19 protein-coding genes are annotated in these 25229 nt (G+C 58.7%); 10 read left to right on the forward strand and 9 right to left on the reverse strand.

The window, feature by feature from the left end; all coding sequences use genetic code 11:
* Positions 1–4 precede the first annotated feature (4 nt).
* Positions 5–175, forward strand: coding sequence for a hypothetical protein (locus A3C3_RS46160; protein ID WP_167521918.1), 171 nt, complete (start codon positions 5–7; stop codon positions 173–175).
* 106 nt (positions 176–281) lie between these two features.
* Here A3C3_RS46160 and A3C3_RS45345 read toward each other — a convergent pair whose 3' ends face one another.
* From A3C3_RS45345 to A3C3_RS0119410, 5 genes are all read right to left on the reverse strand, one after another.
* Complete coding sequence (locus A3C3_RS45345; protein ID WP_022716243.1) at positions 282–449, reverse strand: Thivi_2564 family membrane protein; 168 nt, start codon at positions 447–449, stop codon at positions 282–284.
* 190 nt (positions 450–639) lie between these two features.
* On the reverse strand, positions 640–1392 hold the full coding sequence (locus tag A3C3_RS0119395; RefSeq protein ID WP_022716244.1) for an ABC transporter ATP-binding protein: 753 nt from the start codon (positions 1390–1392) through the stop codon (positions 640–642).
* Positions 1386–2453 (reverse strand): FecCD family ABC transporter permease, encoded by a 1068-nt coding sequence (locus A3C3_RS0119400; protein ID WP_022716245.1) that lies wholly within the window; start codon positions 2451–2453, stop codon positions 1386–1388. Before A3C3_RS0119400 ends, A3C3_RS0119395 begins: the two co-directional genes overlap by 7 nt.
* A complete protein-coding gene (locus A3C3_RS0119405; protein ID WP_022716246.1) occupies positions 2453–3589 on the reverse strand; it encodes an ABC transporter substrate-binding protein in 1137 nt (378 codons plus the stop codon). Before A3C3_RS0119405 ends, A3C3_RS0119400 begins: the two co-directional genes overlap by 1 nt.
* A gap of 90 nt (positions 3590–3679) precedes the next feature.
* Positions 3680–4810 (reverse strand): ABC transporter substrate-binding protein, encoded by a 1131-nt coding sequence (locus A3C3_RS0119410; RefSeq protein WP_028739798.1) that lies wholly within the window; start codon positions 4808–4810, stop codon positions 3680–3682.
* 115 nt (positions 4811–4925) lie between these two features.
* Between A3C3_RS0119410 and A3C3_RS0119415 the strand changes: the two genes are divergently transcribed.
* Both A3C3_RS0119415 and A3C3_RS0119420 read left to right on the forward strand, forming a co-directional pair.
* On the forward strand, positions 4926–5741 hold the full coding sequence (locus tag A3C3_RS0119415; RefSeq protein ID WP_051154490.1) for a class I SAM-dependent methyltransferase: 816 nt from the start codon (positions 4926–4928) through the stop codon (positions 5739–5741).
* Between the two features lie 133 nt (positions 5742–5874).
* A complete protein-coding gene (locus A3C3_RS0119420) occupies positions 5875–6813 on the forward strand; it encodes a LysR family transcriptional regulator (protein ID WP_022716249.1) in 939 nt (312 codons plus the stop codon).
* Here the strand turns inward: A3C3_RS0119420 and A3C3_RS0119425 are convergent.
* Positions 6764–7504 (reverse strand): SDR family oxidoreductase, encoded by a 741-nt coding sequence (locus A3C3_RS0119425; protein ID WP_028739799.1) that lies wholly within the window; start codon positions 7502–7504, stop codon positions 6764–6766. The two genes, A3C3_RS0119420 and A3C3_RS0119425, sit on opposite strands and share 50 nt — an antisense overlap.
* Before the next feature lie 307 nt (positions 7505–7811).
* Between A3C3_RS0119425 and A3C3_RS0119435 the strand changes: the two genes are divergently transcribed.
* Positions 7812–9773 carry a methyl-accepting chemotaxis protein gene (locus tag A3C3_RS0119435; RefSeq protein ID WP_022716252.1) on the forward strand — a complete coding sequence of 654 codons (1962 nt, stop codon included), beginning with the start codon at positions 7812–7814 and terminating at the stop codon, positions 9771–9773.
* Positions 9774–10165: 392 nt separating this feature from the next.
* Positions 10166–11149, forward strand: coding sequence for an AraC family transcriptional regulator (locus A3C3_RS0119440; protein WP_022716253.1), 984 nt, complete (start codon positions 10166–10168; stop codon positions 11147–11149).
* 297 nt (positions 11150–11446) lie between these two features.
* Here the strand turns inward: A3C3_RS0119440 and A3C3_RS0119450 are convergent, their stop codons facing one another.
* A complete protein-coding gene (locus A3C3_RS0119450; RefSeq protein WP_028739800.1) occupies positions 11447–12088 on the reverse strand; it encodes an alpha/beta hydrolase family protein in 642 nt (213 codons plus the stop codon).
* 365 nt (positions 12089–12453) lie between these two features.
* Between A3C3_RS0119450 and A3C3_RS0119455 the strand changes: the two genes are divergently transcribed.
* The 4 genes from A3C3_RS0119455 (at position 12454) to A3C3_RS0119475 (ending at position 20001) form a co-directional block, all read left to right on the forward strand.
* On the forward strand, positions 12454–13536 hold the full coding sequence (locus A3C3_RS0119455; protein ID WP_022716256.1) for a substrate-binding domain-containing protein: 1083 nt from the start codon (positions 12454–12456) through the stop codon (positions 13534–13536).
* 82 nt (positions 13537–13618) lie between these two features.
* Positions 13619–15874, forward strand: coding sequence for an ABC transporter permease (locus A3C3_RS0119460; protein WP_022716257.1), 2256 nt, complete (start codon positions 13619–13621; stop codon positions 15872–15874).
* Positions 15867–16649, forward strand: a complete 783-nt coding sequence (locus A3C3_RS0119465; protein ID WP_022716258.1) for an ATP-binding cassette domain-containing protein — start codon at positions 15867–15869, stop codon at positions 16647–16649. The genes A3C3_RS0119460 and A3C3_RS0119465 overlap by 8 nt, the downstream gene beginning before the upstream one ends.
* Positions 16650–17727: 1078 nt before the next feature.
* A complete protein-coding gene (locus tag A3C3_RS0119475) occupies positions 17728–20001 on the forward strand; it encodes a glycosyltransferase (RefSeq protein WP_022716260.1) in 2274 nt (757 codons plus the stop codon).
* On the opposite strand, the gene A3C3_RS43810 is transcribed toward A3C3_RS0119475, so the two are convergent.
* The gene (locus tag A3C3_RS43810) at positions 19888–20475 is read right to left on the reverse strand and encodes a hypothetical protein (protein WP_233450556.1); all 588 of its coding nucleotides are present in this window, start codon (positions 20473–20475) and stop codon (positions 19888–19890) included. The genes A3C3_RS0119475 and A3C3_RS43810 overlap by 114 nt on opposite strands.
* A gap of 11 nt (positions 20476–20486) precedes the next feature.
* Entirely contained in the window at positions 20487–22628 is a 2142-nt protein-coding gene (locus A3C3_RS0119480) for a caspase family protein (RefSeq protein WP_028739802.1), read from the reverse strand.
* A 288-nt stretch (positions 22629–22916) separates the two neighbouring features.
* On the opposite strand from A3C3_RS0119480, the gene A3C3_RS0119485 reads away from it, so the two are divergent.
* On the forward strand, positions 22917–25223 hold the full coding sequence (locus A3C3_RS0119485; protein ID WP_022716262.1) for a type VI secretion system Vgr family protein: 2307 nt from the start codon (positions 22917–22919) through the stop codon (positions 25221–25223).
* The last annotated feature ends 6 nt before the right edge of the window (positions 25224–25229 follow it).

Below are 25229 nucleotides of genomic sequence, written 5' to 3' on the forward strand. Positions count from 1 at the left end.
CGAGATGAAGAAAACCAATGCAGATCACCTTCTTCAGCGGGCCAAGCGCCAGGTCGCCAACACCAGCGCCGGCGGGCATCTGGGCGGTACCAATTTCGGACAGGCCTATGACGCTAAGACGTCATCAGTGAAGGCGAAAAGCGATAAGGTTCGCAGGAATACCAACGGACGATAAGCCGGCGTCGACCGGATCAAGAGTGCCCGTTGCTCTAGAGCAGCGGGTATTGTCTTCGCCGCAAAGGGTCGACGGCTTTTGTTGGCCAGTCGAAGTCCGCCTGATCTTACCAAACGGCCAGATACTTCAGGAGCGAAACAATGCCGATGATTATCACGATAATCTGCACGATCTGGCGCATGCGGGCATCGATCGGCAGCCGCTGAACCAGGTATAAGACGAGAATGATTACGAGAAATGTGATCAAAATTCCGATTATCACTGACGCACCCATTTATCCTCACTCCTGTCGATGAAAGCCTTTGGACAACAGGTGTTTAACTAACGGATGGCCGGACAAAGGAAAGAGTGGGAATTGACGTTCCCAACTGCTCTTTATTCAGCCGACGTATCGGCCGGGGCGGCCATGAGACCCCGGCACTCTCCTTTCCCCTCTGAATGCTGCACCTGTGCAGCTTCGCCGCTTATATGGCGTTATCGACGATGACCAGGGCGCGTCCCTGCGAGCAGGTCTCGATGCGGGCTGCGACTTTATAGATGTCGCGGAGCATTTCGGGGGTGATGACGGCCGATGTATCGCCACTGATTGCCATGGAACCGTCGGCAATGACGATCGTATTCTGACAGTAGCGAAGAGCGTGGTTGAGATCGTGGAGCGCGACCAGAACGATCATGCCCTTGCGCACTGCCAAGTCGGAAATGAAGGTAAGGACATCCACCTGGCGATGCAGATCGAGCGCCGAAGTCGGCTCGTCCATGAGGAGGACCTCGGGTCGGCGCACCAGCGCCTGTGCCAGCGATACCAGCTGCCTCTGCCCGCCGGACAGCTCCCCGAGCTCTCGAAATGCGAGATCCTCAATCCGCAGTGCCTTCAAAATGGCGTCGATTTCGGCGAGCTCATCGTCGTGAACGCGCCAGCCGCTGCCCTGTTTGGCAGACAGCAGGATCGATTCGTAGACCGTGAGGACGGCGTTGGCGCCGGTATCCTGCGGCATGTAGCAGATCGTTCTCGGGCCGCGCTCCGTGCCGGAAAGTTCAACGAGCCCCGGCCCGGAGATCAATGAGGCGATGCGTTTGAACAATGTCGACTTGCCTGCCGCGTTGGGGCCGATCACCGCCGTTACACTGCCGCTCTGGAGCATGTCCGTGCTGACACAGGAAAGCACCGTCCTGCGGCCGTAAGCGGCTCCAACGTCCTGAAGCGCAAGAGCTACCATGCGCGCCTCCGGTTGCTGAATATGAGAACGAAGAAGAAGGGAACGCCGACGAGCGCGGTGATCACGCCGATCGGAAGGATGGCGCCAGGAATGAGCACCTTGCTGACGACCGATGTCGTCGACAACAGAAGCGCGCCGCAGATGACGGCTCCAGGCAGGAAGAAGCGCTGGTCCTCGCCGACCAGCATGCGGGCAATATGGGGTCCGACAAGCCCGACGAAGCCGATGGTGCCGACGAAGGAGACGGGGATTGCTGCAAGCAGGCTCACGATCATCATCGTCTGCAGCCGCAGGCGGCGAACATTGACACCCATGCTGACAGCCTTGTCGTCACCGAGGCGAAGAGCAGTCAGCGCCCAGGCATCCTTCATGAACAGCGGCACGGTGACGAGAAGCACCGCCCCGGTGAAATAGACCTTGGCCCAGGTGGCCTTCGTCAGGCTGCCCATGGTCCAAAAGACAACCGCTGCGAGCGCCTGTTCGGAAGCCAGATATTCGAGGAGGGAGAGGGCTGCGTTGAACGTGAAGACCAGGGCAATGCCGAGCAGCACGATGGTTTCGACGCTGACACCGCGCATCGTGGAGGCGAAGTGGATGAAGAGCGCCGCGACCATCGCCATGATAAAGGCGTTCAGCGGCACCACGTATTCGATGGCGCCGGGAAACAGGGCAACGCCGCCAACGAGTGCGAGTGCTGCGCCGAAGCTGGCGGCCGCCGAAATGCCAAGCGTAAAAGGGCTCGCCAATGGATTGGAGAGGATCGTCTGCATCTGGGCACCGGCGACCGAAAGCGATGCGCCGACTGTGATCGCCATCAGCGCGATCGGCATGCGGATATCCCAGATAACGACCTTCAGCTGGTTTGCAACTTCACCGGGGCCGAAGATCGCCGAGATAACCTCCGTCAGGCTGTAGCGCGCCGGGCCAAGCGCCATGTCGGCCGCGACACTGAGGCACAGCGCGCCAACCAACCCGGTAAGGATCAGGATCCTGCGCGTTGCCAGAGCGCGATATCGCACGCGTCCCGCCGGCGCAACGAGTGTCTGGGTTGCCTCAGCCATCAGTTTGATCCCCGTTCCAGCGATACGAAATAGCCAGGCTTGAAGGTCACGGGAAGAAAACTCTCATGGAATTCCTTGAATGTTTGATCGGGATCGAGATCAGCAAACAGCTCGGGGTGAAGCCATTTGGCAAATTGCTGGATCGGATAGAATTCGTATGGCGCACCATAAAACTGATGCCACACGGCGTGAACTCGTCCACTCCTAACAGCCTTTAGCGCCGGAAAGGGTGTGCGTGTCATCAGGTTTGCGAGCCTTTCGCGGGCAAGCGACATATCCGCACCGCGGCCCACCGGCACGAACTGGTTGATGTCGGATTCGGCTGCCCAGTTCGAGCCGGTGACAATCACATGTTCGGGATCGGACACGACAAGCTGTTCGGGGTTGAGATCGCCGAAGGTCGTGGCAATGACATCCGATGCGATATTATGGCCACCGGCGTCTTCCACCATGGCGCCGAAATTGACCGGTCCGAAGGTGCGGCAGCAGTTGTTTTCCCCCGAAATACCGGGCGCCCGCTCGACAAAGACGTTCGGGCGTTTCAGGTCCTTGATCTTTGCGAGCCTGTCGGTCACGCGGGCGATTTGCGCGCGCCGATAGGCAATAAATTCCTTGGCTCGGTCTTCGGCGCCGAAAAGGCGACCGAGCAGTTCGATCGACGCCTCGGTGTTGCGAACCGGATCGAGGCGAAAATCGAGATAGACGATCTTTATGCCGGCGGCGGCCGCCTTTTCCTCAAAGCCGCTATCCGTGGCGGACTTTTGCGCTTCCAGATTAAGGGTGATGACATCGGGCGAGAGCGCAATTGCCGCTTCGAGGCTGAACTCACCTTGGGGCAGGTAACCGAAACGTGGCAGGTCGGCAATCTGCGGAAATGCCTCGACATAGGCTGTGTAACTGTCCGGATCCTTCTTGATCAGATCATCGCGCCAACCAACAATCTGATCGAAAGTCTTGTCACCCTCAAGGGCGGCGATGACGTGGATCTGCCGTGCCTCGCCAACGATGACGCGTTGTGCCGGCAGGTCGATCTTGAGCGTGCGGCCCGCAACATCGGTGATCTCGGCTGCCGTCGCGGGTGCTGCAACCAGGCCAATCAGAATGGCGGCGATTTGTCGAATGGCAGAAAACCGCATGTGAGGCTCCTTATCGACGCCCAATTCGCGCGCCGGTGACAGAAATGGTCGGGCCGACGGTTCGCTTCTGCGCCGTCGGCCTGGTCATGCTCATTCGTCCTTCAGGGAAACGAAATATCCCGGCTTGTAGTCGAGCGGCAGGAAGCGGGCATGCAATTCCTTGAAGGTCGCCTCAGGATCGAGATCGGCAAACAGTTCCGGATGGAGCCACTTCGCGATCTCCTGGATGGCGACGAACTGGTAGGGGTTATTATAGAACTGGTGCCAGATGGCATGAACATTATGATCGGCCACCGCCTTGACGCCAGTAAAGGCCGGACGCTTGGTCAGGGCTTCGAGTTTGCGATGGGCTTCCTTCAGATCTGCGCCATAGCCGACGCCAACCCAGGCGCCGCCGGGCACATATTTGTCCCAGTTGCCGCCGGTGACGATGATCTGGTCCGGATTGGAAGCGATGATCTGCTCGGGATTGACCGTTCCGAACGTGCCGGGGATGATGTCCTTGGCCATGTTGGTACCGCCGGCAATTTCGACCATCTTGCCGAAATTTTCGTTGCCGAAGGACATGCAGCAATCCTCGGAATAGCCTCCGGCGCGCTCAACGAAGACGACAGGCTTCGGTGGGTTGGCCCTTTGAAGCACGTCGGTCACGCGCTTGATGCTGTCGGCGCGGAATTTGATGAAGTCTTCCGCGAGTGCTTCCTTGGCCATCAGCTTGCCCATGATGCGCATGCTGGGCTCGGTGTTCTCCATCGGCTTTTCGCGAAAGTCGACATAGACGAGCGGAATGCCGACTTTACCAAGCTTTTCGATGTATCCGGCTTCTTCGGTGGCGGTTTTCGCGTCGATGTTCATCAAGATCACGTCGGGCTTCAGCGCGACGGCCTGTTCGATATCGAAGGTGCCGTCCTTCATGCCACCAAAGGTCGGCAGCTTGGCAATCTCGGGATACTTCGCAAGGTAGGCGTCGTAGGATTCAGGGTCTGCCTTCGGCAGGTCGTCGCGCCACCCGACGACGTGCTCGAAGGGGGCTTCCTTATCCAGTGCCGCCAGAAAATAGATCTGTCGGCCCTCGCCGAGGATCATATGCTTGACCGGGGCGTTCACCTCGACCTCGCGCCCGGTCACATCCTTCACGGTGATCTTGTCGGCAAGGGCCGGCCAGACGGCGGTGACGACAAGGCCCATTGCAAGAACGGCCGCTTTGCCTCTAATGCGCATTAAAATTCACTCCGTAAAATTCACTCCGTGGAAAACTGAAATGCCGTCTATTATTTTATGATTGTAATCGTCAAGTTATATCTATTAGAACAATTTCAAACTGGGACTGGCTGGCATGACGGTAATGGACGGGCAAGTGGCGGGCGGCGAGAATTACGGGCTTCGTGACGAGATCAAGGCCTATTGGTCGGCCAGGGCCGAGTCCTTCGACCAGTCGCCAGGCCATGAGATTTTCACCGAGACGGAGCGACACGCCTGGCATCGGTTGATCGTAAAGCATCTTGGGGCGGGTGAGGGCAGGCGTGCGCTCGACCTGGCGAGCGGCACGGGGGTCATTTCCCATCTCATGGACGATCTCGGTTTCGAGGTGACCGGCCTCGACTGGGCCGAGCCGATGCTGGAACGAGCCCGTGCCAAAGCAAAGAGCCGTGGCCGCATGATCAGTTTCCGCATGGCTGATGTCGAAAACACCACGGAGTTGGATGACACCTACGACGTCATCGTGACCCGCCATCTGGTGTGGACGCTGGTTGATCCCGAAAAAGCCTTTGCGGAATGGATGCGTGTGTTGAAGCCTGGCGGAACGCTGCTGATCGTCGATGGCGATTTCGTCAGTGCCAATTTTGCCGAGCGGCTGGTGAAACGTGTGATGAAATTGCTCGAAGGTGGCGGACTTTTGAAAGCGGATCCGGGGCATGCGCCCGGCATGGCAGAGATCCATAGCAGTATCCTGTCGCGGGTCTATTTCTCAAAGGGAGCGCGGGCGGACAAGATCGCCGCACTTCTGAAGAATGCCGGTTTCGAACACGTCCAGATCGATGAAAACCTGCGGGAGGTGCACAAAGCGCAGGCCCACCACTGGAACTATTTCAAGGCGCTTTCCAGAGGCCTTCAGCATCGCTACGCGATCAGTGCGTGCAAACCTCGCTAAGGCTTGATGGGATCTCGGCGCTGCCTCACTGCAATCGTTCTGCAATCCATTGACGGCATGCACGCGACATGACAGCGTCGGCGCTCATCTCGCTATTCTATCGCGCTGACTTTGTGCGCTTTGGCCCTTCTCGATGCATCCTAGGTTACTCAAGACATTCCTTGCGGTTGTCCGGCACCGAAGTTTCACGCGGACAGCGGCAGAAATTCACCTCGCACAATCGAGCATCAGTGATCAGATCCAAGCCCTGGAAATCGAACTTGGCACGGCTCTCTTTATCCGAGCGAGATCAGGTCTGGAGCTGACGCAAGCAGGCGAGGTGTTGAGGTCCCATGCCGAAGCCATACTGAACTTGGCAGACGAGGCCCGCGCAGCCGTGGCAGCAATCACAGCGCAAAATGCCGGGTCGGTCACGATTGGTGCACTGGAGACGATTGCTTCCGTCAAGCTTCCAAAATGGTTGTCCGCTTTTCAGAGCCATCATCCCGGCATCGATCTCAAGTTGAAGGTTGCCGGCAGCGGCGGCCTACTGCAAAAGCTCGAAGCAAACGAGATCGAAGTCGCCTTCTGCTTCGATCAGCAGGGGGTCGGCGAACGTTTCGCCAAGCGCACGATTGCCGCGGAGCCATTGGTTCTGATTGCGCCTCCTGGACGGGGACTCGCATCAACGAAACTCGATTTGAGCGCGATTGCTTCGGCGCGCTTCGTGGTGACCGAGGTCGGCTGCGTCTACCGGCATCTGTTCGACAAGGCGTTTGCTGAAGCAGGCATTGCCGCACCGAGGCTTGCCGCCGAAGTTGACAGCATTGGCACAATTGGGCGGCTCGTGGCCGAAGGTGCAGGCTTAGGTCTGGTTCCGCGTTTTGCGGTCGTCGAGGCCCTTGATCGCGGCGAAATCAGCGAGATGTCTTGGCCAAACGCCACGCAGGCGGCTTTGCTTGTAATGATCTGGCGGCGCAGGCGCGTGCAACCGCCAGCCCTGAAGTTGCTGCTGGCGGCGGCAAGCGATGCCTTCGGGCCAGCTAGATCAGCCGATGCCCACCCTCGACGTGCAAGACCGTTCCCGTCGTGAAGGTATTGCCTATCAGGAAGCTGATGGCGTCGGCGATATCGTCCGCACGTCCCACGCGTCCGACCGGCAGCCTATCTGCCATTGCGCCCAGCGTGTCGTCCTTCTTGTCGCCGGCCACAAAGGTCCAAATGGGGGTGTCGACCCAGCCGGGCGAGACGGCGTTGACACGGATCGGTGCCAACTCGATCGCAAGGGCGCGCACCAGTCCCTCCAACGCGGCATTGACGGCGGCCACAACCGCCCCGCGTGCCGATGGCCTGTAGGCTGCGATACCCGATGTAAAGGTAATGGAGCCGCCGGCCGGGAGCAAAGGTGCGCCATATTTTGCCAAGAGCAACGGTCCGTAAATCTTGCTTTCCACGACCCGTTGCGCTGTCTTGAGGTCAAGCGATGGCAAAAGCTCATAAGCGCCTTCGATATCGGCGGCTGTGCTGACGATGTGATCGAGCCGACCGATCTTTCCAAGCAGGCCGGCGACCTGATCCTCCTGTGTTATATCGATTGCGGCCGTGTGGAGTGCCGCGGGGTTGTGTAGTTCCTCGCTGACGCGTTTCAGTTTTTCTGCGTTCCGCCCGGCAATGACGACTTCCGCACCGGCGGCGAGAGAGCGTCTCGTCAGCGCCAGGCCCATTCCGGAACCGCCCCCGACAACGAGGATCCTTGAATTCGAAAATATAGCCATGTCTTCCATTCTCCTGCAGGTGATTGCCGCAGCCGAGAAATTGGCAAAGAAGACCAGACACAGAAAACGGAGAAAAACGATGGCACTATCGAAAGCTCCGATGGAGCTCCGGGGCGCGGCGTGAGCTTTTAGCTGCGAATGTATAACTTACCGTTGTATTTTGTGACGACCTTATTGCCGTAGACTGTATTATGTCCGGTCGTTTGAAGGATAGAATTTCGTTTTTTGGATACTTCAATGTTATTTAAGATTTGTAGTGAATTTTACTTATATATCAAATGCCAGGCGCCTGGCCACATTCAGACTGGAAATACTGATGAGGAAAATGACCCGCTTTCGAATTGGAACACGCTTGGGGATTGGCTTCGGTTTCCTCCTTCTCCTGATGCTGGCGCTGACCCAGTATTCGGTGACCGAGGTCAACGCGATCAATCGCGATCTGAGCCAGATCAACGACGTCAACAGCGTCAAGCAGCGCTTTGCCATCAACTACCGCGGCAGCGTGCACGACCGGGCTATTGCAATCCGGGATGTTGCCCTGGTCGAAGCAGCTGCAGACCGGCAGGCAGCGGTGGAACTGATCGCGAAACTGGCCGAGGCCTATGCCGTCAACGAGAAAAAAATGGCGGAGATGGTGTCTTCGCCGGCGGGCGCCTCGGCCGAGGAAAGGACAATCCTTGCTGATATTGCCGACATCCAATCGAAAACCAATCCGCTCGTTGCCCAGATCATCGATCTGCAGGCAAAGGGCGATGGAGCGCAGGCAAAGAAAATCCTGCTTGAACAGGCCCGTCCGCTGTTCGTCGCCTGGCTCGGCGCCATTAACAAATTCATCGATTACCAGGAGACCCTGAACCAGAAGGTCGGCGGCGACGTTCGTCAGTCCGCCAGCGGTTTCCAGACTTTGGCGTTCGGCTCACTGGCCGGCGCCATCTTATTGGCGATCATCGCCGCCTTTTTCGCAAGCCGCTCGATTACGAGACCGATCGCAAAGTTGCAGTCGGCACTGCAGCACATGGCCGGCGGAGAAGGGCTCGCAGCCGATTCCACGCTCGATGTACGCCGCGACGAGATCGGTGATCTTGCGCGCGCCGTCGGCGCCGTGCGCGACGCGCTCAGTGCACAGGCTACGCACCGGGCCGAAAACGACGCGAGACGCGCCGCTGCAGAACGCGAGCAGCTCGAAGGCGCCGCCAAGGAGCGTGAGGCTGCCGCAACCGAAACCAACGATGCCGTTGCGCAATTGGGTCAGGCACTTGAGGCAATGGCCGACGGCGATCTCGCCTTCCGCCTCGTGCGGCCATTCGGTCCGGCGCTCGACACGCTGCGCATAAACTTCAACAATTCCGCCGACAAGCTGCAGTCGTCCTTGAAGGCAATCGGCGGCAACGCGTTCTCGATCGACGCTGGTGCAGCCGAAATCAGCACGGCCTCCAACGACCTTGCTCGACGCACGGAGCAGCAGGCTGCCTCCCTCGAAGAAACCGCAGCCGCGCTCGACGAGATTACAGCAACCGTTAATGGCTCGACCGCACGCGCTGAAGAAGCGCGCACGGTTGTTGCCAAAACCCGGCAGAATGCCGAACGGTCGGGCGACGTCGTCAAGCGCGCCGTCCTTGCGATGGGACAAATCGAAAGTTCGTCCAGCGAAATCAACAACATCATCAGTGTCATCGACGAAATCGCCTTCCAGACGAATCTCTTGGCGCTCAATGCGGGCGTTGAAGCGGCCCGTGCGGGCGAGGCAGGCAAGGGTTTTGCCGTGGTGGCACAGGAAGTGCGGGAATTGGCGCAGCGCTCCGCCAGGGCCGCCAAGGAGATCAAGCAATTGATCCACACATCCGCCGAACAGGTGCGCTCCGGTGTGGCGCTGGTTGACGAAACAGGCAAGGCTCTGACGGAAATCGTCCTGGAAGTGCAGGAGATCAACCGTCATGTCGATTCGATTGTTGAATCGGCAAACGAGCAGTCGACGGCTCTGCGGGAAATCAACAATGCGGTCAATGCGATGGATCAATCGACGCAGCAGAACGCCGCCATGGTCGAGGAGACGTCGGCCGCCGGACAAAAACTGGCAGCTGAAGCAGCAGCGCTTTCAGCGCAGCTGGCAAAGTTCCGTTTCGACGGTGCAAAGTCGGTGGCCGTCCGTCAAGCGGGTCCCGCGTCCCTGCCAAGACCCTCTGCGCCTGCAGCCATGATCCGTAAAATCTCATCCGCGTTCACCGGTGGAAAGACCCAGGCAGCGACTGCGGTGTCGGCGGATTGGGAAGAATTTTGACAATCCCTCGCCACGTGCCTGAGATGCATTCAAGGCCCGCGCTTTTGCGGGCCTTTTCAAGTTCAAATCATCTTTGCGAAATGGGTCTCACGCTTTCGGCCCATCCTTCAAGGCCTGCTCAAACGACAATCCCACGCGCGCAGCGGATATTCTATTCGTTCTCTGGATATGAGTTGATCTCGTCAGACATTTACGAAGACACTAATGTGTGCATAAAGTAATACTAATGCATGCGAAGCCGCACAGGTCGGAGGAGGACTTGTCAACCGGGGAGAGTGGCGCATTCTTCGTGAATCTCTGCACGGCGCGGCCGTCCAGCTGCCTCAATCAAAGCGTCGCCTCATCTTATACAGCGGCGTGACGGCTTGCGTTGTTCCGGAGCAGTTTAGGCCATGACGGGCAACCTGCACGCTTCCCGTTTTTGCATCTTCGACGCCGATGTTGACGAATTGCGCGAGCATTATGCCAATACGTTGAAGCCGGTTCGGGTTAGCCCGATCGACCGAAGGAGTACGATATCGGTCGAAGACACCCATTTCTCCGTTGGAGAATTCGACATCTGGTCGGGGCTTTGCCAATCCGGCATGGAGGTCAATTTCTCGGAGCCGCTGGACGCCTACGCGCTTTATGTGCCGATAACGGGTGCGATGGAAATGGGCGGAGGCGGGCATCAGTTGACGTCCGCGCCTGGCACGCTTCTGGCCGCCGACCTGTCAAAGGCCAATCTACTGCGGCTGCATAGCGAACGCAGTCATATCGGTATAGCTTTCAGTCGCCAGTCCGTTACCCGCCAACTGAGCGAACTTCTCGGTTCGCCGGTCATTCACGATATCGAACTCTTTGCCGAGTACGATGCACGTTCGGGTGCGGGTGCGAAACTCGCCGCGATGGCCCAGTTGCTCTGGGATAGTCTGATCAGCGAACCGGCGGGCACCATCTCGGCACGTTCCACGGAGTTCTTCTTCCGCACGATCATGGTCGCGCTCCTCGAAAACGTGCCGCATCGCTATTCGGCTTTGCTGGAACGCCCCGTCTCGCCTGCAATGCCGCGACAGATGAAGCGCGCGATCGACTATATGATGGCTAACATTGCAACTGCGGTCAGCGTCGATGAGATCGCGCGCGATGCGGGAGTCAGTGCCCGTGCCCTTCAGGCGGCATTCAAGCAGTTCAAGAATACGACACCCTTGAACTATCTCCGCCAACTTCGTTTGGAGGGTGCCCGAAAAGACCTCCTTCTCGGCCGTCAGGATGGGGTCTCCATCTCCGATATCGCTCGGCAATGGGGATTTACGCATGTGGGGCGCTTCTCCATCCTTTACCGGGAAACGTTCGGCGAAATGCCGACGGAGACGCGCCGGTTTACAAGAGGCTAGGGCGGACGACAGCTCAGGTCACTTTACGGGGCATCGAACAAATCTGACCGGATGTTCTGCGGGGACCGCCCATCGAGATAGGGGTGGTCGATGGGCGGCCGATGCTCAAGCTGGCGGCCGTCATGACCGCCGCATTCGCCTCCAAAACCTGCCCGGCCGAATGCTCGACATCAATGCGCTATGCCCATGGTCGACAATTCAATGTCCACTTTGCTGCGGCTTCCGTATAGGGAATTCGCTATGCGTATACCGCCTGACGCCCGCGACGGTGAGTTGCCGCGCTCAAGCACATCGGGGCTATGGTGCCAGCGAAGATGCCCAGGTTTTGACGGCCTCTGCCATGCTTGCCAGATGATCTGCCAGTGAGAAGCCCGATATCTTCTTTCTCGGCGTCAGATCATGGTCGCCGTCTTCAAGCCAAACGAGTTCAATTTTGTTGGACATCTTGTAGCTTTTGACCTCCTGCCGCGTGCCGAACACGTCTCGCGTTCCCTGGACAATCAGCGCCGGCGTCGTTAGCGTTTCGAGATGCTTTGTGCGGAGCTCTTCGGGCTTGCCAGGCGGGTGGAACGGATAACCGAGGCAGATGAGGCCTGCGATCTTGCCTTTGGCGAAAAGATCATCGGCGATCATGCTGGCAACGCGGCCGCCCATCGATTTTCCGCCGATGATCAAAGGACTGCGCACGCCGAGCCGCTCGATTGCGGCACCATATTCGGCAATGAGCTTGTCGGCGCGCGGCGGCGGCTTGCGGCCCTCGGAGGTTCGCCTTGCCGCCATATAGGCAAATTCGAACCTGGCGACGCGAAAGCCGATGGCGGCCAGAGCTTCGGCCGCAGCCGTCATCGACGGCGAATCCATGGCCCCGCCGGCGCCATGAGCAAGCAGGACCGTAAACGCGGCGTCGTCGGGGCCGTTTATCAGAAAGCCGTTGTGCATGCGCAATTCATAAGGGGTCGTCCAGCCTTTGTCAGCATACTGATGGCAAATTAGGGCTACCATGGGGTGCCTCTTCCAATCGCCGAACCTGCTCGATTGAGCCGGAGACCCCTGACGACGCTGCTTAAGATGCCGCGAGCCTCGGCATTGTTCGCAACCGGCCCGATCATACCGGTTCTCTAAAATCCGGCAATCGGACTCGCTTCGAAATTGAATAAATTCGCCGAATGCGGTGAGTTCGCCATTTACTTCCGCGGGATTTGCGTCGCATATTAGAATATTACAAAATATTGGGAGGGGAGCATTCGAACAACTCAATAAGTGCGCTCGAATGGGCTTCCGATCCTGGTAAGGGAGGACCAATCATGAGGCGAATTATTTTGCTCGCGGTATCGGCCGCGATGGTATCGCTTGGCGTCTCGTATGCCTTCGCGCAATCGGGTAGCGTCGAGAAAGCGGTTGGCGGCTACAATTTCGATGAAGCCGCAAAGGAGGCTGCCGGCACGAAGGATTTCCATTCGGCAGACGGCCATCTCACATTCGCAATTGTAACACACACGGCTGGCAATGGATTCTTCGACCCGGTCTATGTCGGCGCGACGGTTGCCGGTAACATGATCGGCGCCAAGATCCTGTTGCTGGGTTCGGAATCGCCGGTAGATGACCCTGCCCGCGAAATCGAAATCCTGAACCAGATTGTTCAGGACCCGACGATCGACGGGATTATCATGACGACGCCGCAGGTCGGCGCCTACAACGACATCGTCAAGGCCGCCGAGGCCAAGGGCATCCCGGTCGCGACAACCAACTCGTTCGACGAGACCATCCTGAACCGCAGCACCATAAGTCACACCGGCCAGGATGCATCGGCTGCGGCAATCGGCGGCGAGGCGCTCGCCAAATGCGTGCTCGACAGCGGCAAGACCAGCGGCTCGATCGTGCTGCCGTCTTCGACAGCCATGGGCAACATCGAGGTGAACAACCGCGTGACTTCCGCCTTCAATGCAATCGTCAAGACGCTGAAGGATGCCGGCAAGCTCGACGCCTTCAAGGTTGACGCCGGCCCGGAGAATGTCGGGATCGACACGAACCCGAACGACCCGGTCAATGGGCTTGTTACGCTCTTTGAATCGCGCGGTGATGTGGTCGGCGTCTTCACCGCCAACAACGTCTTCACGCCCCCGCTCGTCAAAGCGGTCGCACAGGCCGGAATGACCGGCAAGATCTGCGCCTTTGGCTTCGATCTCGGCCCGGCCCAGCAGGAAGGCATCGCCGCTGGGAACCTGACCGGTTCGCTCGGACAGCAGCCTTTCCTGCAGGGCTTCTGGCCGGTTATGCAGCTTTATCTGCAGATCGATCGCGGCGTCTCGGCCGCCAATCTCGATACGCGCGCCCAGCTCGTGACTAAGGAGACCGTGGCAAACGTCGGGAAGCGTTTCGAGAACTGATGGCGCTTGAAACTTCTGAACAAATGAAGGAGGCGGCGCACATGCCTCCTACCGTCCGATGCAGGATCGACCGGAGAAACCCATGGCGCCTACCACGACGACTTCGCTCGGCCGTGCGCCGCCTCAGCTCTTCGGCGGCTGGGAGGGCGGTCTCGTGGCCTTTCTCGCGCTGCTCTATCTCGCCGGAGCCCTCGTCAACCCGGCGTTCTTCGGGTCAGCGGAGGCACTGCACGCGCTACTCCGTGACACGTCGCGTGTGGGGATCATCGCGGTTGGAATGACGTTTGTCATTGCCAACCGCGATCTCGATCTTTCAGTCGGTTCCACCTACGGTCTCGTCGCCGTGGCTTTCGCTCGGCTTTTTTCGCCGAGTTTTCTGGACTTCGACATTGCTACTTCGGTCGGCCTCTGTTTGCTTTTGGGCGCGGCGATTGGCTTAATCAACGGCGTCCTGGTGACCGCCCTGAAAGTGCCGGCATTCATCGCGACGCTGACGATGCTTTTCATCGGCCGCGGTTTTGTGCTCGCGCTGACGCACGGCCAGGCGATCTACTACTCGGAAAAGGCGAGGGCGGCTCCATTCTTTTTCCAGCTTGGCGAGACGAACGCCCTCGGTTTCAATAACCAGATCGCAATCTTCCTCGTCGTGGCAGTTGTCGGTGCCCATGTGCTTGCCAAGACCCGCTGGGGGTACGAAACCTTGGCCACCGGAGGCAATGAGCAGGCAGCCGTCTATGCCGGAATCCCCACCCGATGGGTGCGCATCCGCGCCTACCTGATCTCATCGCTTTGCGCCACGCTCGCAGCTCTGCTGTCGGCCGCGCAGGACAAGGGTGTCACCCCTCTTTATGGTGTTAGCTGGGAACTCACCGTCATCGCGTCCGTCGTCATCGGGGGTGCATCGATCCTTGGTGGCCGCGGCCGTGTGATCGGCTCGTGCTTCGGCGCCGCGGTCGTCGTCCTGATCGACAAGGTGCTGCGCGAAGGTTGGCCGATCACGCGCGTCATCGTCATCGACGGCGAGAATATCGCGGTCAATGCCAAGTTCACTTTGCCCGCGGGCGCAGTGCTGGTTTTCCTTGGCTTGCTTCTGGTTATCGCTGTCCTCATCGAGCCCCACCTCATTCGTCGCCAGTTTGCGGCCCGGTTCTGGGCGTGGCTCCGCGGCCGGCCGCCCCCTCCAGCCTACGAGATGGGCGGCGTGGCGCTCGAAGGCGTCCAGACCAAAGGAGCGATGGCGACTGATATGGCGCTGTCGGCCAGCGGCCTCGGCAAGTTCCTTGCCCGCCGTGACGCGCTCGCCATCATTTTGACCGTCGTGCTGTGGCTGACAGGTCTGGCGCTAAGACCTGACTATTGGTGGCATCTGTCCAACACCTTCGCCATCCTGCTTAACTATACGGAACTGGCGCTGATTGCGGTCGGGCTCACCTACGTTATCGCCGCTGGCGACATCGACCTCTCCGTCGGAGCGGTGCTCGCGCTGGCCGGCAGCACTGCGGCCTATTTCCTGAAGGTGCTAGGCGCCGACCCGCTGACAGCGGTAACCATGGGCCTGCTCGCGGGGATGACTGCCGGGCTCGTCAACGCCGTCGTGACGGTCGGGTTCAAGCTTCCGGCCTTCATCGCCACGCTCGGCATGTTCTATATCGCGCGAGGCCTCGCCGCCTGGTTCGTCGCTGGCAAGCAACTGACCGGCTGGCCGGAGGGCTATAACCTCCTCGGTCGGAAGATGAATGACGTTTTTCTCTATTTCGGTCTTTCGCTGCCGTCCGGAATTATGCGTACCGTGGCGGAGGTCGTCAGCGTTCAGACGATCTGGATGTTTTTCGTCGCCCTGATGGCCGGCGCCGTGCTCGCCTATACGCCGTTCGGGATGAAAGTCTGTGCCACCGGCGGCAACATCCGCGCTGCTGCCTATGCCGGCATCGATACCAACCGGGTGCGCTTCATCGCACTCATGCTGGCGGCACTGTGTGCAGCCATGGCCGGGATCATCAACGTTGCCTATTTTCGGAGCTTCAATCCGGTTGCCGGTCAGTTCCGCGAGCTTGACGCCATCGCCTCCGTCATCATAGGCGGCGGTTCGATCTTCGGTGGCTACGGCACGATGATCGGTGCACTCGCGGGCGCGGCGGTGATTACGCTCGTGCGGGCTCTCATGCAGCTCAACGTCCAGGGATTCACTATGCCGCAGCACTGGATCAACGTCTTCATCGGCCTCATCCTCATCGTCGCGGTACTGATCGATATATGGGTGCGCCAAGCCAATATTTTCGGACACCTGCTAGCCCGTCTTGCAAGAGTGCGCAGGGGTAAGGAAATCGCTCATGGTTGACGTAACACAATCCGAGCCGATCGTGGAAATGCGGAGTATCGAAAAGGCCTTCGGTGCGGTGCAGGCCCTCCGCAAGGTGGATCTCGTGCTTTATCCCGGCGAGATACTCGGCCTGGTCGGCGATAACTCGGCTGGCAAGTCGACGCTCATGAAGATCCTGACCGGTGCCTATCAGCGCGATGCCGGTGAGATCCTTGTTGCCGGACAACCGGTGCATTTCAAGAGCCCGCACGAAAGCCGGGATGTCGGCATCGAGATGATCTACCAGGACTTCGCGCTGTGCGGCAACATGGATGTCGGTCAGAACATCTTCCTTGGCCGCTGGCCGCTCAAAGGTCCTTTCGTCAATCGCCGCAAGATGTATGCGGAAGCTGACAAAGTGCTGAAACGGCTCAAGGTCGACGTGAACTCCGTCTATCAGAAGGTCGAAAGCCTGTCGGGCGGCCGCCAGCAATCGGTGGCGATCGCACGCGCGATTTCCTTTGACCCGCGCGTCGTGGTCCTCGACGAGCCGACAGCCAACCTTTCCGTGATGGCGACCGAGCGCCTGCTCGAAACCATGCTGGAGCTAAAGAAGCAGGGGGTTGCACAGATCATCATCTCGCATCGCCTCGTCGACATTTTCGCCGTGGGCGACCGCGTCATGGTGCTGAAGCGCGGCGAGTATGTGGGCGACCGCTACATCAAGAACACAGACGAGCATGAGGTTCTTGAGATCATCGTGTCTGGCACGCGAGAGCACGCGCTGACAGCCGACGAAGCAAGGCGGATTTGAGAGGCGAGCTTTTGATGTTTCGAGAGAAAAGGGATGGCGAGATCGATTTCTTCATAGGCGAAGTGTCAGAAGAGGTCGTTGGTGGTCGCTAGGCTGGCAGTGTATCCGGAGCATTTCTGACCGCGTCGAAGAATGATTACGCAAGTTCGGTCTATGAGATCTGCGGGGCTGCCGGCCGGCCGCGTGGGGCGGAGGAATCGCGCGTGCGGGTTGATGAGCATGCTGACGTTGAGTGACATCCAGCACAAGATCGTCCGCTCGTACATTCGCGAGCGCGGGTCGAGAGCGGACCCTTCGATGAGGACGCTTAAATGCGCGCGGCTTGGGGAAGTCGATGTCGGCATTCCGGATGATGAACGGTGGTGGTATGCCGAGCAGACGAAGAATCAATCTAAGACTGCAGATTTACGGCATCGCGCATAGATGTCGTATTTAAAACTGACGCTCTCGGCCACGAGTGGAAATACTGAACGAAAGAGCTGCAGCGTCTTACGGCTGTTCAAATTTACCTAACCACCGGTCGCAGCGGATCGCTGTTTCAGGCCCTCTGCGGAGCTTGTTATTTGGAGATAGTTATTCTACTCTTTCTTGTGGGTTTTTAGCCTTGCCCTGGATTGGAGCGTTCTCGAATGCTGAAACGTGTTGCCGTCCTTTTCTCGGTCTTTCTGACGGGATGTGTGCCGTCCTGGCCGTACCTAACATTGGCGCCACCCAATCCCAGCAACTGTCAAAGTACGCGACCGAGCGCAGCTGAATCTGCCGCTTGGCGCCGGGCACAAAGGCTGAATACACGTCAATCCTACCAGGCTTTCCTCGCTGAATATCCTCGCAGCTGCTACGGGACGTTGGCCGTCGAGAGGATGAAGACGACGGTTCAAAAGCAGCCTGTTACAGTACGGAAATTGGCGACCCAACCTCGGCGAGATTTTCGGGGACGGCGAGTCTACTAGCGCTGTCTGCCCTGCTTCATAGACTGCGGCTTTCGAGGAGCAATGTGCCGCCGCATCTCGAACTTGGGGACACTCTTTGATCTCATTGAGGGAGAGGTGGCGGGCCGCGAAGCTGAGCGGATACAATCGTGGGGTTAGCCGTGCATTTTGACGTTGTTCATGCTGCTGACCCGCGATTTCACGGCGGTACGTCGAGCGCACTGAGAGCCGAGCTGAAGGCGGCGAAACAGTGGGGGGTGAGCTGTGGCCTGCTGCCTTTTTTGGGGCAGCGCACGCGTGAGCTCGGCGTCTTCGACAGTCGTATAGCCTCAGTTATCAAGCAATCGAATACTGTTTGGCTCACAGGATCCGAAGAGGCGACCTGCGACATTCTTCTGGCTCACCATCCTGCAGTGTTCGAGCGAATGCCGAGTTCGCCGGTGCGTTTGCAGCCTCGCCGCGTCGTGTGTGTGGTTCATCATCCTCTGTTCGATGCCAATCGCGTTCGGCAATACGATCTGGCGGTCGTGGAACGCGTGTTGGATCGGCTCTTTGGTGTTCCGGTCATGTTTGCTCCTGTTGGGCCGAAGGTTCGATCCCAGTTCGACAGTATCGGAACCGAAAGTCCGGCGCTGCTCCGGCACGATTTGTGGAACATGATTGACCTTGCTGAATGGGCATCTCCCCAGCGAACAGCTCCAACAGCTACTGTCAATTTGGGGCGCCACACGAGAGCGGACCCGGCGAAATGGCCCAGTTCCGCAGATGAGCTACGGGCGGCCTATCCCGACACACCCAATTTCGCCATCAAGGTGTTGGGCGGTGCCCCGACGTCAATCCAACCCTGGATAGGCTCGAACTGGCAGATCAGTCCATTCGCGCAAAACAGCGTATCGGACTTTCTCAGGCGCCTTGATTTTTATGTTTATTTTCACAGCCCGCAGTGGGTGGAAGCCTTCGGCGTATGTATCGCGGAAGCAATGGCGAGCGGTTTGGTGACGGTGCTCGATCCTTCATTTGAAGGCCTCTTCGAAGATGGCGCCGTCTATTGCAACGTTGCCGAAACGCGGAACGTCATCGAGCGATTTGTCGCTTCACCTTCGACCTATCTCCAACAATCAAATGCCGCGCGAGAGCTTGTCCGGAGAAAGTTTGCGATCGATCAATACCCGCACCGCATGGCACGCCTATGTGATGATCTTGAACTGTCCAGGCCCTCCGCCCTGAAATGCAGCAGAACCGCGGGCAAGTGGCATCTAGCTGGCAAAACCGCCGAAGACAAAGCGCCCGGATCATTGCCACGGCGTATGGGCAAAAAGCGGCGGATACTATTCGTCGCGACAAACGGTATCGGGCTCGGACATATCACCCGTCTGATGGCTATCGCAGAGCGTCTTCCCGATGACACCGATCCTATTTTCTTTACCCGATCGTCCGGATCCGCATTGGCTTATGCGCGAGGTCACGCTGTTGACTATACTCCTTCCGGCTTGGCGATCGGCGTGACGGACGACAGTTGGAATAGGGCATATGCGCAAGAGCTGTTGACGGCCGTGGAGGCGTTTGATGTTTCGGCGGTGGTGTTCGATGGGAACAGACCGTTTCCAGGATTGATTGCCGTTGCCGAAAACCGTCGCGATCTGGCCTGGTTTTGGATCCGGCGTGCCTTGTGGCGCCTTGACCACGACTTTGACCCACGTTCCCAGGATATCTTCGACATGGTGATCGAGCCGGGCGAGTTTGCTCATGACGAAGACCATGGTCCGACACGCGATATGCTGGGGACTGTCGCCGTCCCCCCTCTGCTTCTGTTGGATCCAGGGACGGGACTGCCCAGGAGCGAAGCTGCCAGCAAGCTAGGCGTCGACCCGGGCCGCTTTACTGTCGCGGTACAACTAGGCTCGCAACGCAACTTTGACTTTGAGGATTTGCCCGGCCTAATTTTCGCCAGCCTGGTGAGGCGGAATATACAAACGGTTCAGATTCTCAATCCGCTCGCGAAACCTTCCAAGCAGGAATGGCCGGGCGTTTTGCGCACAAGCGTTTACCCCTTGGCTGAATATGTCAGCGCGATCGATCTTCTTGTCACCACTGCCGGGTATAACAGCTTCCATGAAAGCATCTTGGGAGGAATCCCTTCGATCTTCGTGCCCAATGAAGCGCCGGAAATGGATGACCAGCATCTTCGCGCTGTTTATGCCCAAACAGCAGGCTTGGGTCTCTGCCTGCGGTACTCGGAGTTCGATCGTGTGGAGACAACCCTCGATCTGGCGCTATCTGAGGCCTTCCGCACCGAGGTTCGCCGGCGATTAGCTCGCGTGAGTTACGTCAATGGCGCCGCCATGGCCGCGAATGCGATCGAGCAGCTTATCTTCAGTATCCGCGCTGACCGCCCGCTGCATGCCTCGATTGCTCGCAGGTGAACGAATGGACGCATCGGCGCTCAGCTGGTCGGCAAGAAACTCGTCGATGGTCGATGAAAGTGTGATTTCGCTGGAGATGTCCCATTTCGCGAGGATCAATGACCAGCGCCGGCGAGCGTATCTTCCATAGATTTCAGGGGAGAGCGAAGGCAGGTAGCTCCGGGTAGGGAGAAATTCCAAAGGGGCGGAACTTGCAGCGATCAGATCGGGACGGAGTTCTGACAGAACAACAACAGGAAATTCACCATTTGCCCTGCAAGCCTCCACGGCCGTATCAAGAATCTCGGGGAGATTGGCGGGCATCATGCCGAGGACAGAAACAAGGCTCCTAGGCCTGGCTTCCTCCTTCGGATCTTGCAGGACATAAAGAAGGCTGTCCTCTTCATCGGCCGGATCGACGATCCGGGCATTTCTCCTGCGCCTGCCGAACGGCAAAAACCAGCCAACTTTGTCTATGATCCAGCGCAAAGCCATTCCTGTGTTCCTCAAAGTCCATTCTGCTGAACAAAAAGCTCGACTTCTCCCTCGATTTCCTTTCGCGTGGCAGCGTTCAGTTTTTCACCCACCGAAGACTTGGTGCGTTCTGCCTCTTCGACCTTGAAACGAGTGGCGAGCGTTGCGTTGAAATATGCCTTTTGCAAATCCGGCTTTCCACGGCTAAAACTGCCCTCCTCGTAACCCTTGGCGAGTTCCAGATAGGCGTCCTCGAAGCCTCGGCGTGCTGACAGTTCCAGCAGGGCAAGTGCGCGATTGGCATCGCGAGGAACGTTGCCTTCGCCCTTCACGAGAAGGCGTGCTGCGTAGAAGGGCGCATATTGGTTACCCATTTCCGTCGCGCGGATCATCAGATCATAGCCCCGCTTGACATCTTTCTTGACACCCAAGCCGCTGACATAGGCACGGCCGAGATTGGTCATGGCGTCGATCTGACCTGCATCAGCCGCCGCGGCATAGAGCCTCGTCGCCTCCACATCATCTTTCTTCACGCCGGTACCGCGACGGAAGCTGTCGCCGAGCGCCGTGATCGCATTCGACCAGCCGCTTGATGCTGCAAGTCTGTACCACAAAATCCCCTCTTCGGTATTTTGAGGCACGCCTTGACCGCGGATGTAAGCCGTTCCCACATTCGTCCTTGCTCTGAGATTTCCGAGCGGTGCCGCCTTCATGTAGAAGTCCAGGGCACGCTTGTAATCGACCTCGCGGCCGATACCGGCCCGGGCCATGTAACCGAGATTGACGAATGCGGCGCTGTATTGCTGCTGGCTGGCAAGTTCGTAGAAATGCTCCGCCCAGTCATAGCGTTTCGCTATTTCGAGGACGCGGGCTAACTGAAACTGCAGGCGTGGGTTGCTGGGGTCTGCAGCGAGCGCATAGCCGCAAGAGCGCAGCCCGTCGCGGACATTCACCAGCCCGTTCGTAACACCGGGTACCACGCGTTGAGGATCGTTGGGATCGGCTGCATATAGGTCGCAATCCGTAACGAGCGTCTTCATGCCGCTTTGTGTGTCGGGCATTTCGCGTGGCCAGATACGAAAAGTCTCGCTGACGGCGCGCTCGCCGGCCTGCTGAAAAATAAACTCCGCTCCAGCGGCTGCAGTAGCCTCATCGGACGGCGGCTCGGTGGAAATCGGGGTGGCGGCAAGTGCACCGCTGACAAACAGCCCGCGCTTCTGCAACTCTGCAACCTGGAGACTGCTGCGTTTGAGCGCTTCGGCCGCAAGTTGGCTCTTCGGAAACACTTTGGCGAAACGTTCGAAATCCGTTGGATCAGCGCTGTCTTGAATGAAATACCAGAGGACCTGGTCAATAGTCAGCTCGCCAGCGCCCCCCAGGACCTCGGGTGCTGGTTTCTCGGCGCCGCCCGGCTTTAGGACGAATTTGGTTTCGATCGAGCCTGTGATCCACGGTATCTGCGATCCGTTGGTGGCAAGGCGCACGTCTCCGCGCACTGTTCGGAACGTGTCGTAGATGTCGAGGCCCGGCTGCTGAAGCGCATTGGCCAGCGCCAAAGAATAAGGGCTGTTCACTCCGGTGCCGTCATAAGCTACTTCGCCGGCGCCTGTGGCGAAGGCGATGAGAACCTGACCTGCGCCGGCCTCGATATTTGCCAAGCCCTGTCGCAGTCCCTTTTCCGAGGTGAGGGGGTTATTGCGGCAGGCGTCCAAAATGATCAGCTTGACGCCGACCGGGTCGTCCTTGACGATGTCAATGAGGTCATTGAGAACCATGGCGTCATCGATGACTTCCTTAGCCGATCCGGTTCGTACATCAACGGGTAGCAGCAGGCTTCGCCCTTCGTACTGCAGCGCGTGTCCCGCGTAGTAGAGGATAGCCAGATCAGCGCCGAGGAGATGGGTGCGGATCGCATTTTCGAGGTCGCCAGCGGCGGCTTTCTTGACGTCGTAGAAAAGCAGGACATCGAAACCAAGCTCCGTGAGTGTCGCGGCAATCAGCTTGGAATCGTTTTTCGGGTTAGCGAGAGGCGCAAATTCGTATTCGCCGTTCCCCACCACGATGGCGGCTTTCCGCTCCGCATAGGCCATCTGCGAGAATGCCGTTAAGAACAGCGCCAACAGCGGAAGCAAGAATATCCATTTCGGCCGAAAGTAGGAACTTCTTTGCGTCATGGCAGGTAAGCCCAGGTTGTTGACTTCGTTGTCCTGATGAGCGGCAAGAATAATGCCTCCATAGTAATGCAATTTTTGCAACTTCGCATGGGGGAAAAGGATCGCAGCCGGGGAGAGTCGTTCCCAAAATGGCTTTGCGTGTCCAGGCTGACGCATTTCTGAGGCCGGATCATTTGCCCGCAGAGGATAGACCCGGTGCAATAGCCATGCGTCTTTCGAGGTGGCGGGTCTTTATGGTAAGTTCATGATCCAGGACTGCCGGCGTCACGAGACAGGGGCACTCTCCGCATGGACGAGCAACGCAACACAACCGTCCAGACGCCGCTTGGACCAGCGACGCTGACCTTCACGCACCTTGTCGGCCATGACGAGATCAGCAGGTGTTTTGCCTTCACCGTCGGTTTCATCAGCCCCGACGCGAACGTCGACGCCCTGAGGCTTCTCGGAAAGCCAATTTCGGTTGAGGGGGAGGCCGGAGACCCGAAGCGCTGGTTCAGCGGGCTCGTTTCAGACTTTCGCCTGACCCGCATCGAAGAAGGGTTTGCCTATTACGAGGCGGAGCTGCGGCCTTGGCTTTGGCTGCTGGGTAACACCACCGACTGTCGCATCTTCCAGAACATGAGTGTGGTGGAAATCGTCGAGCAGATATTTTCGAAATATAAGCCCGCCAAGTTCGAGAAGCGGCTGCAGGGTTCCTACGAGGCACGGGAATACTGCGTGCAGTATGACGAAACCGACCTGGACTTCGTGCAGCGGCTGCTCGAGCACGAAGGCATCATGTATTTCTTCGAGTATGGCGAGGGAGAACACACCCTCATTCTTGCCGATGCTATGAACAAGCTGAAGCCTGCGCCGGGTTATGCGACGGTCATGTTCCGTGCCGAAGGAGAACCACTGCGCCGAGACCAGGAATATATCACGGAGTGGGTGGCGACCAGTTCTGTCCACCCGGGAACCTATGCCCACACGGATTACGATTTCACCAAGCCCGGCGCCGACCTGATGGCGCAGTCGGCGCAGCCGTTTGCTCACGCGGAATCGCAGGGCGAGCATTATCGCCATCCCGGCGCCCATCTAACAGTGGGACGCGGTGACACCGTCGCCGTGGTGCGGCGCGAGGAAATTCAGGCAGCGCATCAGCGCATCGCCGCCGCCGGCACCGTGCGGGGGCTCGCTTCGGGCTGCAACTTCAAACTGGAAAATTTCCCGCGCAAGGATCAGAACACGGAGTATGTCGTCCTGCGCGCCGACTACCGCCTGTTCGACCCAGGCTACCGCCCCGCCGTTTATGCGGGGGAAGAAAGCTTTCGCGCGACGCTCCAGGTCGCGCCGACTTCCGTTACTTACCGGCCGCCGCGCACCACGCGCCGGCCGATCATGCGAGGTCCGCAAACCGCGACGGTGGTGGGCCCTTCGGGCGAGGAAATCTTCACGGACAAATATGCACGGGTGAAGGTGCAGTTTCACTGGGACCGCCTCGGCAAGAAGGACCAGAACAGTTCCTGCTTCGTGCGGGTCTCGCAAACCTGGGCCGGTGGGGGCTGGGGCTTCATCCAGATTCCCCGCATCGGCCAGGAGGTGATCGTCGATTTCCTCGAGGGAGATCCCGACCGACCGATTATCACCGGCAGGGTCTATAACGGCAAGGAGATGCCTCCCTATGAACTGCCGGGAAATGCCACCCAGTCCGGGTTGAAGACGAATTCCTCGCCCGGCGGCGGAGGTTGGAACGAACTGCGTTTCGAGGACAAGGCGGGATCGGAAGAGGTCTATTTCCAGGCGCAGAAGGACCACAACCTGCTGATCAAGAACGACCGCAGCAAGCTGGTCCAGCACGACCAAGCGGACCGCATCGACAACAATGCCAAGCACTCTGTCGGGGTGAACCTCGACGAGGACGTCGGCAACAACAAGACGACCAAAGTTGGCGTCGACCGCACCGTCAATATCGGCTCCAACGACACCGAGACGGTGGGTATCAACCGCTCCCTCACCGTCGGGGCTGACGAGACGATCGGCATCGGCGCGAATTCCACCGAGACGATCGGCTCCAACCACACCCAGACAGTTGGCATCGTCCAGACGATCACCGTGGGTGCGGGCCGGATCGATACGGTCGGGGCCGCTGAAGCCCGAACAGTCGGGGCGGCACAGTTGAACACCATCGGCGCGTCGCGATCGGTCAGCGTCGGTATCAGCCAGAGCCATGACATCGGTACATCCGACAGCTGGGAGATCGGCACTAATCAAAGGGTCGAGATCGGCGGCGGACAGACGAGCGAAATCGGCAAGGGGCGCAGCGCGAAGATCGGCGAGGACGATGCAACCGAGATCGGAGGGGCCCGGGTGGTGAAGGTCGCCAAGGGCAGCGCGGTCGAGGTGGGTGAGGACGGGGTGATCAAGATTGGAGAGGATCTGCTGATCGAAGCCGGCGACTCGATCGTCATCAAGTGCGGCTCGGCGGCCATTACAATGAAGAAGGACGGTACGATCTCGATCGAAGGCAAGGATATTTCGGTGAACGCCACGGGCAAGTTCAACGGCAAGGCGTCCGGTGAGGTCGTTTGGAAGGGCAGCAAGATCAGTCATAATTGAGGGGTT

It is taken from the genome of Rhizobium mongolense USDA 1844, from assembly GCF_000419765.1.
Lineage (GTDB): Bacteria > Pseudomonadota > Alphaproteobacteria > Rhizobiales > Rhizobiaceae > Rhizobium > Rhizobium mongolense.

Excerpts from the sequence above, each read along its gene's own strand:
- A3C3_RS0119410 (WP_028739798.1), bottom strand. The coding sequence starts at position 4,810 with ATGCGCATTAGAGGCAAAGCGGCCGTTCTTGCAATGGGCCTTGTCGTC.
- A3C3_RS0119400 (WP_022716245.1), bottom strand. The coding sequence starts at position 2,453 with ATGGCTGAGGCAACCCAGACACTCGTTGCGCCGGCGGGACGCGTGCGA.
- A3C3_RS0119395 (WP_022716244.1), bottom strand. The coding sequence starts at position 1,392 with ATGGTAGCTCTTGCGCTTCAGGACGTTGGAGCCGCTTACGGCCGCAGG.
- A3C3_RS0119415 (WP_051154490.1), top strand. The coding sequence starts at position 4,926 with ATGACGGTAATGGACGGGCAAGTGGCGGGCGGCGAGAATTACGGGCTT.
- A3C3_RS46160 (WP_167521918.1), top strand. The coding sequence starts at position 5 with ATGAAGAAAACCAATGCAGATCACCTTCTTCAGCGGGCCAAGCGCCAG.
- A3C3_RS0119465 (WP_022716258.1), top strand. The coding sequence starts at position 15,867 with ATGGTTGACGTAACACAATCCGAGCCGATCGTGGAAATGCGGAGTATC.
- A3C3_RS43810 (WP_233450556.1), bottom strand. The coding sequence starts at position 20,475 with ATGGCTTTGCGCTGGATCATAGACAAAGTTGGCTGGTTTTTGCCGTTC.
- A3C3_RS0119450 (WP_028739800.1), bottom strand. The coding sequence starts at position 12,088 with ATGCACAACGGCTTTCTGATAAACGGCCCCGACGACGCCGCGTTTACG.
- A3C3_RS0119460 (WP_022716257.1), top strand. The coding sequence starts at position 13,619 with ATGGCGCCTACCACGACGACTTCGCTCGGCCGTGCGCCGCCTCAGCTC.
- A3C3_RS0119435 (WP_022716252.1), top strand. The coding sequence starts at position 7,812 with ATGAGGAAAATGACCCGCTTTCGAATTGGAACACGCTTGGGGATTGGC.
- A3C3_RS0119405 (WP_022716246.1), bottom strand. The coding sequence starts at position 3,589 with ATGCGGTTTTCTGCCATTCGACAAATCGCCGCCATTCTGATTGGCCTG.
- A3C3_RS0119480 (WP_028739802.1), bottom strand. The coding sequence starts at position 22,628 with ATGACGCAAAGAAGTTCCTACTTTCGGCCGAAATGGATATTCTTGCTT.
- A3C3_RS0119440 (WP_022716253.1), top strand. The coding sequence starts at position 10,166 with ATGACGGGCAACCTGCACGCTTCCCGTTTTTGCATCTTCGACGCCGAT.
- A3C3_RS0119485 (WP_022716262.1), top strand. The coding sequence starts at position 22,917 with ATGGACGAGCAACGCAACACAACCGTCCAGACGCCGCTTGGACCAGCG.
- A3C3_RS0119425 (WP_028739799.1), bottom strand. The coding sequence starts at position 7,504 with ATGGAAGACATGGCTATATTTTCGAATTCAAGGATCCTCGTTGTCGGG.
- A3C3_RS0119420 (WP_022716249.1), top strand. The coding sequence starts at position 5,875 with ATGCATCCTAGGTTACTCAAGACATTCCTTGCGGTTGTCCGGCACCGA.
- A3C3_RS0119455 (WP_022716256.1), top strand. The coding sequence starts at position 12,454 with ATGAGGCGAATTATTTTGCTCGCGGTATCGGCCGCGATGGTATCGCTT.
- A3C3_RS45345 (WP_022716243.1), bottom strand. The coding sequence starts at position 449 with ATGGGTGCGTCAGTGATAATCGGAATTTTGATCACATTTCTCGTAATC.